Genomic DNA, 14,976 nt, shown 5'->3' on the forward strand with positions numbered 1-14,976 from the left:
CCCTTATCGCGACGCAGCCTCTCCGCAACCGAGGCGCTATTGCGCGACGATATACTAAATGACCGAGGCCGCGCAACGAACCAGATCGCGATTTTCGATCTTGAGAGCTCATGTTTGATCTGCATCGCCGACGGGATGCATGGTGCCGAAAGCGCCTTGGTTGCCGACGGCGCATCGATTGATGCCAGCAAGGGTACGGCGGATCGCCAGCGACAAGGCAAGCGTGCCCGGAGTTCCGACCCGCGCATAGTGATCGCACGCCTTCTTTTATGCGGGGCCGCTACGGGCACCCCGGTCGAACAGCTACTCGGGATCGCGCCGCACTGATCGTCCGCCAACTCTCACCTGCGGTCGAAAGCGGTGGCAGATCAGCAATGTCTTGGCCCGCGGCTCGCGCGTGTCGTCCCGGGCATATGGTTGCCGATCAGGTTTCCTTACGAGGCCCATTTGGACCTCGCTTTCCTCGCAACCGCGCAGAGCGGCAACCGATCCGGCCTATCTCACTTCCTTCCCATGAAAAACGCAAGCACCGCTGACCAGAAGCTACTTGTGGGTTTCGCGCTCTTGGCATCGACCCGCTTCACCGCCGGCGGTTCCGTACGCTGGGTTACTGGCTTGGTGTCGGCCGGTACCGCCGAGGTTGGAGGTACTGCCGAACCCCGCTTCACCGCGAGGTCTCGTTCGCGCCCCGCCTTGATGCGCTTCTCGTCCCACTTGTCAGCCCAAAGGATATTTCCGTTCCGGATGACGTAATGAGATTGGCACGCAAGAGACCAACTGCCCACCGAGGGGTCCACGCTGACGGTCTTTCCGTCATACGAGAATTTCCAATCCTTTGGGCTCAGCGGCGTTACGACCTCGTTGCCACAGCCGCATGCGCACATATGGGACATCGTGTCGTATTCGAGGGCGACGTACAGCATGCCCTCCTCCATCTTTTCCGGAAAGGCTTCGACAAAGCGGTGTTTCAGCCGGCTGACTTTCATGCGAGGTCCTCGTTGAGAAGATGGTTGGCGTCGACGGTGTACAGGCTGAAGTGCTCGCCCTCGGTATCGGCGTAGAAGCCACGTAGCTTTTTCCAGCGGATGACCGCCAGGCAAGCATTCAACGAATTGAGCTCCGCGACCTGGATATTGCCCGCGTAGATGTCGTCGGCGTCGATCTGTTCCATCGGAATTCTCGACCGGGAATGGACGTGCCCGCGCATCGCGGGAGTGCTGGTCGTCGTACGCAGAGTTCCCACGAGCTTGTCGTCCACCAGTTGCAGACCCATGCCCACGTCTATGAACGGGACACCGGAGGCTTCCATCCCGGCGACGATCGATCGCTTGATCTCGTTGGCATCGATGCACAGAAAGACCATCGAGTGCTGGGCGAGCTGCCCGACGTTTTCCGGCGTGATGTATTCCGGATGCACCACAATATGCCGATGCATCTTCGTGTAGATGTCCTGGAGATAGTCCACCTTGCGAGGCCGCTCGCGCAGGCATTCGATACTTGCCGCCCCCGGAGAGCGGAAGGCATTGTGTTGCTCGAACTCGTCCCCGTCGTAAAGATGGATCTGTTTAACGGGCGTTTTGGCAAGCAGGTCGAGCAGATAGGAACCTGTGCCCCCGAGCCCGACGATCGCGACGGACTGCTCGCGCAGCTTTCTCGTAAGCGCAGTTATACCGGCCCTTCCTGACGCGTTGTCCATGTAGACGAACGGGGAATCGTCGTTGGTTTCAATCACGCGACGGGTACGCGCGGTGACGCTGGGATCGATTGCTTCCGCGGGGCTGCTGATGATTGCCGCGTAGGTGGACATCTTGGCGTGGTAGTCGGGGTATCCCCCGGCGGGCTTGCTCGAGAAGCCATGGTCGATGGCAAGGCCGTCGCCGATCACCTGGCGTTGCGAGAAGTGGCTTATCTTCAAAAGCGGCGAGCCATTTTGATCGCAGGGATAGCTGCCGGCGAACATTACCACGTGCGTATTCGGAACTACGGTCCGATCTCCCGACAGCGCGAGGGAAGAGACCAAGATTCCGAATTTGACCGTCCGGTCGGCCGACACGTAGGGAATGTGCCGCATGACGAGGTGCCCGAATTCGATCGAAACCTCGTACCCTTCGTCGCGCAGGCGCGCGAGGTCGGGACTAAGACTTATCAGTTGCTGAGACATTGAACACCATCCCGTTTTTGACCTTGACGGATTCACCTTCGATCAGCGTTCCCTCCGGCCGATCCTCGGGACCTTTGCGGTAGCTGACCGTGTACGACGTGGTCGGCCCGGCCGGCGTGCCCGGGAATGCCAGCGCGACAAGCTCGTGGAACGAGATGAGTCCCGGCTTCACGAGCTTCTCTCGGGTATTGACGATGATCCGCACCTTTTGCTTCGGCTTGGAAACGATGCGCTGCACGTCCGGCCGACCAAGTTGAACGCCATCACCGTTCTCGATCGGCGCGTCATGATCGCCGTCCAGAAAGAGGTCGGCATCCTCGGGGATACCTGCGTATTTCCGGATGTCCGACGCCGAAATCTCGGGCGCTCCCCATTCGAACGCGCGTTCGTTGATCGTCAACGAGTACGCGCGATCCGAGCGGAATGCGAGAAAGGCCGGCGTTGCGTTAGGGCCAACCGCGATCAGCTCTTCGAGGCCAACGGAACGCGACGTCGCGTTGCCAAGCTCGATCAGAACGAAGTCGCTCGCAGGGTTGAGCCCCGCCGCCGTGCGGATTTCACGGCCCGATATTTCTGGATCGCCGGAGGAAAAAGCTACGCCATCAACGGTGAACTTGAATTCGCTTTCATGCGGCATGACGACTCCTTTCAGGTTCGATAAACAAAAGATAGCTAGTTTTTAGCTAATAACAAGCCATCAAGTAAACTATTTCTGATTGACGCCTGGCCGAAATTTGCCTAACCTTCTGCGAGGAAAATTGCGGAGAGTGAATATGAAGAAGACGATGACCCTCAATCTGACCGAGACTGAGATGGACGCGCTCGAGACCCTTTGCGACGAGAAGGGAATTTCGAAGACCGCGCTGATCAGGATGGCTCTCCGCCTCTACAAATCGGTCGACGAGCGCCTGACGCAGGGCCAGAAGGTCTTCATCGAGAGCGCCGACAAATCTGAGAGAGCGGAATTGATCGTGTTATAATCGCTGCGTAGACCGCACGGCGCTTTTTGCCTGCGCTCGCCAGCACATGCGGCCCTCGTGACGGTCCTCGATAGCAGGATCGTCTGTGGCTTTTTCGGATCATGTCGGCGAGCAGTCCGGAAAGTCTGACGCCTCCACGCGCAATCCGAACCGCCGCACGGTCGAAAAGACAATCACTTAGGAAAGACAGCGCCTTCCCCTCAAGGGCCGTTGGAACGCGCCGAAATTTTTTGTTAACCAGCCGTCCCTACGCTTTCTCCCGTTGCGAGCGATTCCAGGAGAAGGAATTTCGATGACCGAAGAAGCGCGCGAGCAGACGGAAGCGCCCGTCCACGTCAACCACTACTGCGAATTCCCGGGATGCACCAAATGGGGTGGTCTAGGCTACGACGTTCACCCCGCTGGAACCCAGTGGTTCTGCTTTGAGCACCGCTGGCTTGACTACAAGCTCGGAAAGGGGGCGAGATCGTTTTTCGAAGAGGAAACTCTGGGCATCGAAGCGGTGATGTCAGAGCCAAGGGCCGTCGCCAGCGGTTGACGACTGACGGGATACCCGCGATTGCGCTTAGTTCCGGTTGGACAATGCGGCGATGGTCGTGAGGTGCTTCTCGCATCCCCTGCATTGTCCGCAGGGATATTCGGCGACATGGCAAGAGAAAGCCGCGCCCAATAGATTTTTCGGGACCCCACTGCCCAGTATCAAGTCAAGCGGGTCCATATCGATGGCTGGGGCGGATACTTGCACTCCGCCTTCCTGTGCAATCATGGCGCTGCTGATCGCCGCCAGAAACGGCTTCTTGCCGTCGGCGTGGACGTCGGACGCAACAGCACCGATCATGATTTCGGACAATCCGCGCGCAACGTAGCGCATCCCGGCAAGCGTGATCAGCATCTGGTTTCGATACGGCCACCATTCCGAGGCTGCGGCAATATCGGCGGTCTCGGTGCCCACCAGAGTACCTATCCCCAGGAAGGCAAGGTCCACTTTCAACACGTCGTGTCGCAGGTTCATCAGGCCGCAGAGCGCCGAGGCCGCCCGGATTTCGCCGGCCGCAGGACGCTGTCCGTAGTCGATGGTCACGGCGATATCGGGTCGGAACTTCCATGCCAGCGCCGTGGAATCGAGGCCGCCCGAATACAACAGGAGCTTCATGCGGACCACGCCTCGAAAGCCGTCTTGTAAATCGCCGTCGTATAGTCGTGCGCCACAACGCAGCCGGTTCCCTCGAACATCGTGAGGTTCGAGCTCGCCATCTGCTCCGTTAGGACAACGACGGGTATCCCTGATTTTCGCGCGTAACCGACCTCGAAAAGCGTGCCCGGATCGGCACCGTCTATCAGCGCCAACACCACCGAGCTTTCCTCTAGCCCGACCAGGTCGAGACCAGCGAGTTCATCGGGTCGTTTGGCCGTGCCCACGTCATGCAACGGCGAAAAAACGGGTATGTGCATTGCGCTCAAGATATCGCGCGTTTCCTCCACGAGCCAACGCTGCGCTATCGTGAAGAAAGGCCCCGCGAGATAGACTTGTCGAGCGCGGTCCCGAGGCTTCAACGCATCCCCGTGCTGCAGTTGTGCCGGCGGCGGCAAAGGCAGCCGGTGACCGTCAACGAAATGCGCTACCGACCTCGACGCCAGTTCCGCCGCCTTGGCGGGGCTTTCGAATGCTTCGGCCCAGTAGTGGGCGAAGGCAGCGCTGAACACATCCCCGGAGCCAATCTTGAACACGCTGTCCGCATTATGGGGCGGCACCAGAATGGCTGCCTGTCCAGGAGCATGGACGATGGCTCCCTGCGGGCCGAGTTTTACGATCACCGCTTCCGCATTTTCGCGCGCCATGATCAACTCGCCTGCTTCGTGCGGAGGAAGGCCGGTGGCCTGTTCGGCCTCCCATCCGTTCAACACGATCGCCAGATGCTCCGCCGTGGAACCGCTTTCGCGGAACGGTTCCGGCGAGACACCTGTCTGCGGATCGTACACGGCGTGCTTGGCATGAACCACCGCGTCTCCTTCGATCATACCGAAACGGAGTACCACATCTCCGTCCACCTTGATCGGAGCAGCCTTAGCACCGGCTCCGTCGATCGCGGCGGCGGAAAGCGGATGGAAGTAGTCGAACACAATCCCGCGACCGAACTCGGTGATTTCGGCCCTCACCATGAAGGCCGCTGCGGAGCTGATGATGTCATCCATCCACGCCCGTGGCGCGTAGGCGTACAGGCTGGTTCCCGGGGAAAGCTCGCTGACTGCGGCCGCCGCCCTCAGCCCCGAGCCGAACAGACGATCCCAATACGGATATTGGCAGACCTCGCGGTAGACCCCGCCGACGACGATCACGGAACGGGGTCCACGTGGACGCTGATCGTCGCGCCGTTGATCGCGGTGATCCGCGCTGTGTATCTGCGGCCGCTACGCAAGCAGCCTATGAGTTGGGCAAGCCCCTGAAAAGCCGCCAAAGACCCCAGAACAGAGCCCGGCGCTGTCTCGCAGACGACAACATCGAAGCCGTTGATGACGGTAAGCCTGACGACCATCACCTGACCGACCACGCCAGTTGCGGCCAACACCACGTTGACGCCCGAAAGGTTGACGTCGAACTCCAAGGCGCACGGGTCGACCTGTCCGCCGCCCCCACCCCCGCCGCCGACGGCTCCTGCCCCGCCATCCGCGTTCGTTCCCGGCGAGACCGATCGGGCCTCGGCGGGCCTTCGGGAACGATTGCTACGACCGCTTCCTGACATCGACTCATCTCTCCAAAACAACTCCGGGCATTGGAGAGTTAGCTGTGGCTGAAGTCAAAGGTCATGGCGGTTCAATTTGCGCATTTCTCCCCAGATAATTGCATCAAGCAACGACACTTTCACGTCAAGCGCACGAGAAAGTTCGATGAAGCGCTTTTCCATCTTGAAATAATCGCGCGGAAGCCGCACCTTTTCGTCGAAAAGGCCGATGATCTTCCCTGCCCGGATAACGTGTATATCGAGTATCGCGACGTCATCCGTTCCGAGGAGATTGCGTGCGATCCACGACGCCGTCTTAGGTCCGATACCGGGAATTTCCAGGATCGCGTCGCGGAAACGAACCGGATCAGAAAGTGGTGGCGGATCGCGTTCGAGCTTGCATATTGCAGCTTCGATTCTTTTGGCTTTCTGCTTGGGAAAGCGGTACCGCCTTATGCTTCCGGCGACATCCGTCGGCGTCAGAAGCATGGCCTCGATCTCGGAGGCGGGGATCGCTGCCCCAGGCTCGAAGACGTCGGCGTCGCGCAATACCTCGAAAAACGCGTGGTTCATCTCGGCAGTCACGCCGAAACCTCCCAGAAGGCAGAACCCCACCTCTTCGTGCAGCGTGGCCTTCTGGCTCACAAAGCCATGACTTGCTTCGGTGACCTGCTCGGTCATCGCCAGCCAATAAGCGGGACTGGGAACCCAGTCGGGTCTGCCCCATTTTACGCCGGGCAAGATTTCGGCGTTAGGATTTGGCATTTCCCCTCCCAAGCGCGCCTCGCGGCAGCCGCGCACCGTCAAGCCGCGCGGTCGCCAACCGACGGCGGCAAAAGCGACCGACTAATGCGCCAGATTTTCAGATCGATTTGAACATGCTCTCGGCCGCGTCCGACCGCAGGCGCGCCCAGAATTCGACGGCATATCTGTCCGTCATTCCAGCCACGAAATCGCAGATCGTCCGAGCTTTGGTGGCGTCGTCTTGGGCGTTGAGATACCTCTCCCGCACATCGTCAGGCATCAAGAGATGTCCTTTTTTCGCTTTCAGAGCCTCGAAGATATCTTTGACGAGCTCAGTTCCACGATACTCTCCGAGCTTCACGCGGGAGGAGTAGATGATCGCCGTGAAGGTATACTGCTTCAGGACCTCTACTTTTTTCCTCGTCTCCGCTCCGAGGGACACCTTAGAGAGTGCCGGGTACTCGTCGTCGAAGACAAATTCGACGCCGTTGATGAACTCGTGCACCAACAGCGACGACAGGGCAGTCCGCACGTAGCCATTGCTGCAGATCTCATTCGACGTACGCGTCGCTTCGATGAAGGAGACCAGCTCGTCGCCTTTTTCAACGTCGGGAATGAGGTCCTTGAATACGTCAACGAACGTACTCAGGACGTCTGCTTCCGTGACAGGAATGCCGAGCTGCTCCACGACCTTTTCCGCCACGGCCTTCAGCAATTTGTCGTCTGACGAGAGAATTGAGGCGGGGGTCAGAAAGCCGGCCTTGAGGCTGTCTTCCAGATCGTAGACCGAATACGCGATATCGTCGGCGATATCCATGATCGCGCATTCGGTCGTCTTGAATTTTACGCCTGCGGGAAGCGCTTTTCCCCGAAGCACCTTTTCTTTGATGCGAGCGACGATCGGAGCCTCGGACTCGTAGTATCCCTTCGCCAGGTCGCTCTTCGCGTCTCGCTTCTCGAGGATCACCTCATCGTACTTCAGGACCGCGGCCAGCGTCCGAAAGCAAAGGTTCAGCCCGGCTCGCTCATCATTGCCGACCGGATCGTCGTATTTGAACTTCTTTTCCAGGCGGCTCAATATCCTCAGCGTCTGAGCATTGCCTTCGAAACCGCCATACTGCTTCATCTGATCGTCGAGAGCGCGCTCGCCGTTGTGACCGAAGGGCGGATGTCCGATATCGTGTACCAGACCGGCGGCGGCGCAAAGGCGACCGTTGATCTGACGGTCGCCCACTTGCTCCTTGTACACCGTATTCAAACGGTCGGCGATGCCTTCGGCAATCTGGGCGACCTCGAGCGAATGCGTTAACCTGTTTCTGAAGAAGTCGGACTCATGTCCCGGAAAAACCTGGGTCTTTCCCTGTTGACGCCGGAAACTGGCGCTATGCACGATCCTGCCGTAGTCACGGGAAACAGGATTACGCCACTCCGGCCCTTGATGGTCCTGCTCCTTCGCAGGACGCTCGAAATCGCTTTCGACGTACATGCAACCCTCAACCCTTCGCGGAAGGCGTCGGTCGGGCATCCTGCTGCTTGACGCGTTCGGCTGCGGCCTTGGCGCGGTCGTCGCTGATTTTGACGGCGGCGCGAAGCGTGTCCATTTTCTTGGACGCTATTTCCCTGGCTTGAAGAACAGCTGTGTTGGCCATGAGTATCCTCCTTGATTTCCGTCACGAGACTCGGTTTTCGAGCGCTGATAGACTACCACAAATTTGTTTACGTTTCGTTCACGTTTCTGGCTACCATTCCGCCAGAACGAGAATTCGATCATTCCCCAGGAAACCGGGAAACACAACTCGCCGGCGATCGTTCCGACGCGTTGCGATTTAAGTTCGGTCGCCATCGACGATACGCGTGGGAACATTCGCCTTCCGCACGACGTCCGCGATGTGGCTAGTCCGTCCCACGCTACCGTTGAGTCTGACGCCAGTATCCGCAGGCAAGCTTGCCAGGAGCTGCCTAAGAGCTTCCAGCCCCTGCCGGACGTCGAAATCCACCCATTGGCCGGCCTCGCCCGGAACGATGGCTAGGCCGACGGACTGACTGGCACCGACATGAAGCTGGACGACCCAAGCCGCAGCGCCGTCATAGACCCATTCGAAGCGAACGCTTCCGAGCAACTGGCGCAGCCTGGCGCGAACGGAGGCGACGGCGGAGAGAACTTCATTCGGGAGCAGTTCCGGAGTGGCGCTGCCGAGCATGAAGGCGTCACCCTGTCCCTTTGTCCCTTCCACGATGAATTCGCCGTCCGCGCCCTCAATGGCAGCGCCCGAGTAAAACGCGGACACGGATTGCTGCGAGAGTATGGACGCAAGCGCGGTGCCATCAGGGTCCTCATTGTGGACGAGGAGGAAAGGATCGCGCCATCCCTTTTCGGTGGTGAACTTCCCCGGCACCTGAACAACGGGGCTCGTGCGTATCCATTGCTCGGCAGAGCCGGTGTCGTCGCCGAACACGAAGGGCGCAATCCGACGGGGAACGACGATTGTCTTCGGAACCGGCACGCCAACCATATGGGCAATGAGGAGCCCGTATACCTTGTCGCCGACGAGCCGGCTGAAGTCGTTGGGCCAGGCGACGTGCGCGGTTCGATCAAATTCGTCAATCTCTCCGTATTCCCAGAACAATATGTGGGATCGCTTCCAACCTCGTGCAATGGGGTGAAGACTGAACTCAACGCGGGCATGCTGGCTTGCATCCAAGCCCGGATCAAACCCGTAGACGATCGCCAACAGCCTGGACGCCCACTCCGTCGGCAAGCTCGCGAAGCCGGACCGCTCCACGCCGCGCGGCGTCGCATCGGGGCGGAATTCGACCAGTCCTCCCATCGCCACCCCCGAAACTCCTCCATCGGACACATCGACGGTCTCGTTGACGATCGTGTATGCGCCTTCTGAAGCCATGCGGCGCACTGCGCTTACCGCTTCCTCGACCGACTTGATCCCGTAGATGAACTCGCGGCTTTGAGATTCCGCTTCGGTGAAGCTCCTGATGTTCACGGACCGCTCGGGGCTTCCCTCAAGAAGGGCCCTTACCGCCGCATCGAGGGATGGAAACCGGATATTGGGCGCATAGCCTGCGAGACGGCTGAATTGTGGTTCCGGCTCGGTGTGCGAAGGAGCGAAACTCACGAACTGCGCGACGTTGAAGCGCTCCGCAAGCCGGTCCAGTTTCATGTCCTTGCGGAATCCGGATGCCGTTTCGGGCACGAGCTGACCCGATCGGCCCCGGTCGTCCGGCGATCCCGTCTCTTCTGTCATCTACTCAAGCCCATACTTACCTCGGAGATACGCTCCCCCTCTTTTACAAGAAGCGTGCCGGAATACCACCGTTGAGGTTGCCCCTCCCCAACTTCGATGCCGTCGGTACGTGGCGTGCGCGCGCCTTTGGCTGCCGAAAACTCACGCGTGGCAGTTAGCGCTGCTCTCCGATTTCCGCTGGTCGGGATTATGCACAATTTGTCCACATCGCTGATCGAGCCTCAAATAGTGAAATCTCCGCAGGTTGCAGGCATCTAACGTCGTCCATCAGTGTCGTTCCGGATCTCGCAAAGGCGGCACCGCGCCGATGACCGCTGCCGAAGCTGTCAGCAATTCGAGGCAGATCTAAAGGTTTGAAAAACGCAACTTTAAATCACCCTTTACCTGTCCCGCATAACATTTCAAAAGCTCAAAGACGCAGGCTCTAAATGTACAATCTGTTGATGAGCGGAGTTGATACCGCGTTCGACGAAATGACTTGGGTCCTTGGAAAGGACCGCTTCGGCCAATACACGGACGAAGACATCCTGCATCGGTTTGAAAAGCTCGATACCGACGCGATCAACGAGCTTCTGTCGCTTCCAACGTTATTCTGGTACGAGACCCACAACCAGAAAGGGACAAAACTCGGCTGGTTAGAGCAGATTCGGTCGACAGATAGCTCCAAGTCAAGTTCGCCTTCGATCCGTTCGTACAGGAAATCCCATTCCAGCTGGTTATGGAATTGGCATCTAGCCTCGACATCCGCGTCGGCAACCGTGAGTACGAAGGATATCGCACCCATTGGGCGGTCAAGAATATTGATCTACTCGAGCTTCTCCAGGAGAGAAAGATCGTGGATCGCAAGCAGATCAGCCCCCACGCCCCGTACGCTCCGAACAAAGCCGCTCGCGAAGCCATCCAAGTAAGACCGCAGATATTCGAAATCCCTCCAAAGCCTGTCGATCGGCGTCTCGTCGCGGTGATGATGCCATTCGCCGCGGCGTTCGTAGGCGTTTACGAAGCCATTTCTCAATCTGCTCAGAAAGCCGGCCTTTACACTCAGAAGGCCGACGACATCTGGGATCACACGGTACTCATCCAGGACATCTTCGGGCTCATTATCGATCGCACATCGTTGTCTGCGACTTCAGTGGCAAGAATCCGAATGTGTTCTACGAAGCTGGGATCGCCCATATGCTCGGCCGCCATGTCGTACCCATTACGCAATCCCACGACGATGTTCCCTTTGATCTACGTCCTCACCGGTACATACCCTATCTGAACAACGGAGAAGGCCTTGCGCAGCTGCAGGAGAAGCTCGCCCCCAGACTGACAACGTTGACTTCGAGCTAATGAAACGGAGTGCGCCGGCCCGTCCCCACCATCTACGAAAGATATCGAATGCACGTTGACCCGTCGGCGCGCCGCGCGCTGCTTCCGCTCAAGCAAAAAATCCTTGAACGGTTTACCGAAAGCAATTGGCTCGAACTGGCGACCCTCACCGACTCTTATGACATCGTTTCGGGACACGGTCGGTTGCTTCGCAGTCTCAGTTTTGGCGATAGCGATTACGAAGGGCATATCCTCGCGGTTCTGAATTCCATCGTCGGGCGCGATCCGACCAACCTGCAAGAGATTTCCGAGTACGTGGATGGACTTGAGGGCGGCGGCGTATCGCTTTCGGGAACATCGTCGACAGAGCCGCGCTACTACATCCAGCCTTCCGTCTTCAGGATTCAGAACCCGCCCCAGCAAAACGACCTCGTCTCCGTGATGATGCCGTTCTCTCGCAGTTGACTCCGGTCTACGAGGCAATCAAGCGCGCGGCATCGAGTGCGTTTATGAGATGCGTACGTGCGGATGACATGTGGGAGAACTCCGTGCTCATGCAGGATATTTTCGACCTCATCGTGCGCTCCAGGATCGTCGTCTGCGACTTTTCCGGCAAGAATCCCAACGTCTTCTACGAAGCGGGGATCGCGCACACGCTTGGCAAGCACGTCGTCCCAATCACCCAGAGCGATGCCGACGTCCCCGCGGATTTGCGACACCATCGTTACTTGGGTTACCTGAACAACGGCGAAGGCCTCGGAAAGCTCGAAACGCAGCTCGCGGCACGTCTCCGCTCCTTCGGGTAAAGACTTCCGACGCGAACGAACGCGGGGCCGATCCCCGGAAAATCCTAGATGGACGCCTCGGATTGGCTGCGCCAAAGATTTCCCAGCGATGATTGATGATCGGAGCGCGAGCTTTGCTGACGTCTTCCGTGCTGGCTGATCACGTTAACGTTTCTGATTGTCCTTGAGGACCTGTGCCTGGGCCTTCAAACGCGCGATCATGGCATCGGTGAAATGTCCCGCGACGATCGCCTTTCCCTTGCCATCGGAAAAGTAGGCCGGCGACCAGGGAAGTATCTCGTGATCGAGAAGGTCGAACACCGTGTCGAACTTCAGTCCTCCGGCGTTCTTTTCGTCGTTGTCATCGATGTGGAAGCCCTGCGGCGGATCGTATTTGTCGATCTGCTTCGTTCCGAAGAAAACATCAACATACCCGACGTCGTAGTCCTTGCCTTTAATCTTTGTCGAGCTGACGAAAGACTGCCGAACCAGGCACGGACGAGCCACGGGACCGGGACCCTTGCCGTGCTGTTTGTACGGGTAGAAGCACCAAACAATGTCAAAAGCGACAGGAAGTGGGTTCGTCTTCACATCGAAGACGTCATCAGGACTTAGGCCGGTCAATTACCAGCCAGCCTCACAAGTAGGAACGAGATTTTCCGGTGTGGGACCGAAACGCGCCTCGACGTCGGCTCTCAACGCCTGCTTCCATTCCTCGAGCTGCATACCGTTGTAATCGACGTCCACGACCTTGACCGCGGGACGGAGGGCTCTCTGAACCTTGCGCACCTCGACATACCTCCCGCGCAGTGCATCACGACGACGGGATCGAGCCGGGCGGATGCGGGATTTTAGGGCGGTCATTGTATTCCTATCGGGTTTGAATGCGTAGGTTAAACGCATATCCTTTCTACACGTTCCGCGTGGTTCTCGCAACACCAACGCGGCGTCAATGCGATGCTCAGGCTACATCGCCAGCCTGTCGGGTTTCCGGCATCAAAACCGAATTCCGTCGACAAAAGGCGATGAGCTCGGCCACCTTCGGAGAGTTGGGTTTCACAAGCTCTGCATCGGTGCCAATCAGGGTAAGTACAGCCTGGCGCCGCGACGGACGACGACGCACCTGCAAGACGTCGCCCTCTGAATTGCCGGCGTAAACATATCGAGTTGCGAATCCATGACCCCTTATCGCATCAATGATCGATTCTTGCGAGCCGCGAGGTTTCATCCGCTGCTCCAGCGCGCCGGAGTCAGATCATCTAGCTAGTTTCCGTCCACGAACATCAACCTATTGATATTATTAAGTGAATCTGAATTTTGCGCAAGCAAGGCCGGCGGTTTCAGGTATACTTTGGGCTCATGCCACTGATTCCGAAGCACAATCTGCAACCGCCGGAGCCGACAATGCGCCAGGAACGCACCGTCCAAGCCAGTATATTCGATCTTTTCGCCACGCACGAGATCGGCCACGAACTGAAGTCGATGTCGCAGTGGCTGGACGAGCACCACGATCTGTTTGGCTTGGTGGGGCGGGATCTGGGTCGGCACGGCGTCAAGGCCACCGGACGGCAAGGGCTGCCGGCCGAGGCAGTGCTGCGTTGCGCATTGCTCAAGCAATACCGGCAGCTGAGCTACCAGGAACTGGCGTTCCATCTCGAGGACTCCGCGTCGTTTTGGGCCTTTGCGCGCCTGCCGTGGTCATGGAGCCCGCAAAAGTCAGTGCTGCAAAAGACGATCAGCGCGATCCGACCCGAGACCTGGGAAGTGATCAATCGGGCGCTGCTGTCGAGCGCTCGGCAGGCGAAGCTGGAAGACGGCACGGTCGTGCGGCTGGACAGTACAGTGACCTCGGCACTCATGCACGAACCGAGCGACAGCAGCCTGCTGTGGGATGCCGTGCGGGTCATGGTGCGCCTGCTGAAGAAGGCAGATACCTTGGTCGGCGCCGGCCTGGCATGGCGCGATCATTGCCGCGCGGCCAAGAAGCGTGCCCGCGAGATCCAGTTCACACGCGGTCAGCCCAATCGGGTCCGGCTCTACCGTGAGCTGATCGCGATCGCCTGCGCGACCTTGGCATACCTGAAGCAGGCAACCGAGCGACTGGCAGCGGCGAGCAATCCGCTCGTCCAACTCTGGCAGGCCCAGGTTTGCCGCTATCGACCGCTGATCGAACGCATCATCAAACAGAGCGAGCGGCGAGTACTGGCGGGCGAGAAGCTGCCGGCGGGCGAGAAGCTGGTAAGCCTGTTCGAACCCCATGCCGATATCATCGTCAAAGGTAGCCGCGAGACCGAATACGGCCACAAGCTCAACCTGACCACCGGCAGAAGCGGCATGATCCTCGATCTGGTGATCGAGGCAGGTAATCCGCCCGACAGCGAGCGGCTGCTGCCGATGCTGGAGCGCCACATCGCCGTCTATGGAAACGCGCCGCGGCAGGCGGCGGCCGACGGCGGCTTTGCCAGTCGCGGCAACCTGGCCACAGCCAAGACCTGGGGCGTTCGCGACATGGCATTCCACAAGAAAGCTGGCCTCAAGGTCGAGGACATGGTCAGAAGCAATTGGGTCTATCGCAAGTTGCGCAACTTCCGCGCCGGTATCGAAGCCGGAATATCATGCCTCAAGCGTGCCTACGGCCTGGCACGCTGCACCTGGCGGGGCCTTGAACACTTCAAGACCTACGTCTGGTCCTCCGTCGTGGCTTACAACCTCGTCCTCTTCATCCGCCTCAAACCGACCTGAACTCCGACCAGCTTTTAGAATTGCGCCGTCGCTACAATGCCGGCCTCGTGGCGTACGCCTCAGCGCCGCCAACTGTATACTGCCCAATCACAAGCGTTCATGATCCTGTCCGTCGCCCCAAAACCACTCTCACCGCCAAGGACAAACCCTTGTAAACGCGCTTAAATACGCCTGTTTGTGGACGGAAACTAGCTAGTCGAAACCAATTTAAGAGGATTTGCCCGTGGAAACTCAGAGGTATCTTCCATGGGGCGTGTTTCACTTAACGAC

At 58.7% G+C, this 14,976-nt stretch carries 19 protein-coding genes; 7 read left to right on the top strand and 12 right to left on the bottom strand.

Annotated features, from left to right (window positions below; all coding sequences use genetic code 11):
* Positions 1-39: 39 nt before the first annotated feature.
* Positions 40-327, top strand: coding sequence for a hypothetical protein (locus N2601_RS31090; protein WP_260305338.1), 288 nt, complete (start codon positions 40-42; stop codon positions 325-327).
* Positions 328-500: 173 nt separating this feature from the next.
* On the opposite strand, the gene N2601_RS31095 is transcribed toward N2601_RS31090, so the two are convergent.
* From N2601_RS31095 to N2601_RS31105, 3 genes are read right to left on the bottom strand one after another with little or no spacing between them, the layout of a single operon-like run.
* Positions 501-986, bottom strand: coding sequence for a DUF6527 family protein (locus tag N2601_RS31095; protein WP_260305339.1), 486 nt, complete (start codon positions 984-986; stop codon positions 501-503).
* On the bottom strand, positions 983-2,161 hold the full coding sequence (locus N2601_RS31100) for a ThiF family adenylyltransferase (protein WP_260305340.1): 1,179 nt from the start codon (positions 2,159-2,161) through the stop codon (positions 983-985). Before N2601_RS31100 ends, N2601_RS31095 begins: the two co-directional genes overlap by 4 nt.
* Positions 2,136-2,798, bottom strand: coding sequence for a multiubiquitin domain-containing protein (locus N2601_RS31105; protein ID WP_260305342.1), 663 nt, complete (start codon positions 2,796-2,798; stop codon positions 2,136-2,138). The genes N2601_RS31100 and N2601_RS31105 overlap by 26 nt, the downstream gene beginning before the upstream one ends.
* Before the next feature lie 136 nt (positions 2,799-2,934).
* Here N2601_RS31105 and N2601_RS31110 point away from each other — a divergent pair, with 136 nt between their 5' ends.
* Both N2601_RS31110 and N2601_RS31115 read left to right on the top strand, forming a co-directional pair.
* On the top strand, positions 2,935-3,141 hold the full coding sequence (locus N2601_RS31110; RefSeq protein WP_260305344.1) for a ribbon-helix-helix protein, CopG family: 207 nt from the start codon (positions 2,935-2,937) through the stop codon (positions 3,139-3,141).
* A gap of 292 nt (positions 3,142-3,433) precedes the next feature.
* The gene (locus tag N2601_RS31115) at positions 3,434-3,679 is read left to right on the top strand and encodes a hypothetical protein (protein WP_260305345.1); all 246 of its coding nucleotides are present in this window, start codon (positions 3,434-3,436) and stop codon (positions 3,677-3,679) included.
* Between the two features lie 27 nt (positions 3,680-3,706).
* On the opposite strand, the gene N2601_RS31120 is transcribed toward N2601_RS31115, so the two are convergent.
* From N2601_RS31120 to N2601_RS31150, 7 genes are all read right to left on the bottom strand, one after another.
* Entirely contained in the window at positions 3,707-4,294 is a 588-nt protein-coding gene (locus N2601_RS31120) for a 7-cyano-7-deazaguanine synthase (protein WP_260305346.1), read from the bottom strand.
* Positions 4,291-5,478, bottom strand: coding sequence for a PfkB family carbohydrate kinase (locus tag N2601_RS31125; RefSeq protein WP_260305347.1), 1,188 nt, complete (start codon positions 5,476-5,478; stop codon positions 4,291-4,293). Before N2601_RS31125 ends, N2601_RS31120 begins: the two co-directional genes overlap by 4 nt.
* Complete coding sequence (locus N2601_RS31130) at positions 5,475-5,882, bottom strand: hypothetical protein (protein WP_260305348.1); 408 nt, start codon at positions 5,880-5,882, stop codon at positions 5,475-5,477. Before N2601_RS31130 ends, N2601_RS31125 begins: the two co-directional genes overlap by 4 nt.
* Before the next feature lie 54 nt (positions 5,883-5,936).
* Entirely contained in the window at positions 5,937-6,662 is a 726-nt protein-coding gene (locus tag N2601_RS31135; protein ID WP_260305828.1) for an 8-oxoguanine DNA glycosylase, read from the bottom strand.
* A 61-nt stretch (positions 6,663-6,723) separates the two neighbouring features.
* The gene (gene dgt / locus N2601_RS31140; protein WP_260305350.1) at positions 6,724-8,091 is read right to left on the bottom strand and encodes a dGTP triphosphohydrolase; all 1,368 of its coding nucleotides are present in this window, start codon (positions 8,089-8,091) and stop codon (positions 6,724-6,726) included.
* A 7-nt stretch (positions 8,092-8,098) separates the two neighbouring features.
* Positions 8,099-8,254, bottom strand: a complete 156-nt coding sequence (locus N2601_RS31145; RefSeq protein ID WP_260305351.1) for a hypothetical protein — start codon at positions 8,252-8,254, stop codon at positions 8,099-8,101.
* Positions 8,255-8,431: 177 nt separating this feature from the next.
* Positions 8,432-9,865: a hypothetical protein gene (locus N2601_RS31150; RefSeq protein ID WP_260305352.1), complete on the bottom strand. Its 1,434-nt coding sequence runs from the start codon at positions 9,863-9,865 to the stop codon at positions 8,432-8,434.
* Between the two features lie 718 nt (positions 9,866-10,583).
* On the opposite strand from N2601_RS31150, the gene N2601_RS31155 reads away from it, so the two are divergent.
* From N2601_RS31155 to N2601_RS31165, 3 genes are all read left to right on the top strand, one after another.
* Positions 10,584-11,129: a hypothetical protein gene (locus N2601_RS31155; protein ID WP_260305353.1), complete on the top strand. Its 546-nt coding sequence runs from the start codon at positions 10,584-10,586 to the stop codon at positions 11,127-11,129.
* A gap of 80 nt (positions 11,130-11,209) precedes the next feature.
* Positions 11,210-11,644, top strand: a complete 435-nt coding sequence (locus N2601_RS31160) for a hypothetical protein (RefSeq protein WP_260305354.1) — start codon at positions 11,210-11,212, stop codon at positions 11,642-11,644.
* Between the two features lie 89 nt (positions 11,645-11,733).
* Positions 11,734-11,985, top strand: a complete 252-nt coding sequence (locus N2601_RS31165) for a hypothetical protein (RefSeq protein WP_260305355.1) — start codon at positions 11,734-11,736, stop codon at positions 11,983-11,985.
* A gap of 144 nt (positions 11,986-12,129) precedes the next feature.
* Here the strand turns inward: N2601_RS31165 and N2601_RS31170 are convergent, their stop codons facing one another.
* The gene (locus tag N2601_RS31170; RefSeq protein WP_260305356.1) at positions 12,130-12,471 is read right to left on the bottom strand and encodes a hypothetical protein; all 342 of its coding nucleotides are present in this window, start codon (positions 12,469-12,471) and stop codon (positions 12,130-12,132) included.
* A gap of 454 nt (positions 12,472-12,925) precedes the next feature.
* Complete coding sequence (locus N2601_RS31175) at positions 12,926-13,192, bottom strand: hypothetical protein (protein ID WP_260305357.1); 267 nt, start codon at positions 13,190-13,192, stop codon at positions 12,926-12,928.
* A gap of 176 nt (positions 13,193-13,368) precedes the next feature.
* Here N2601_RS31175 and N2601_RS31180 point away from each other — a divergent pair, with 176 nt between their 5' ends.
* The gene (locus N2601_RS31180) at positions 13,369-14,706 is read left to right on the top strand and encodes an ISNCY-like element ISRtr6 family transposase (protein ID WP_260305358.1); all 1,338 of its coding nucleotides are present in this window, start codon (positions 13,369-13,371) and stop codon (positions 14,704-14,706) included.
* The last annotated feature ends 270 nt before the right edge of the window (positions 14,707-14,976 follow it).

The organism is Rhizobium sp. CB3060 (assembly GCF_025200735.1).
Taxonomy (GTDB): domain Bacteria; phylum Pseudomonadota; class Alphaproteobacteria; order Rhizobiales; family Rhizobiaceae; genus Rhizobium.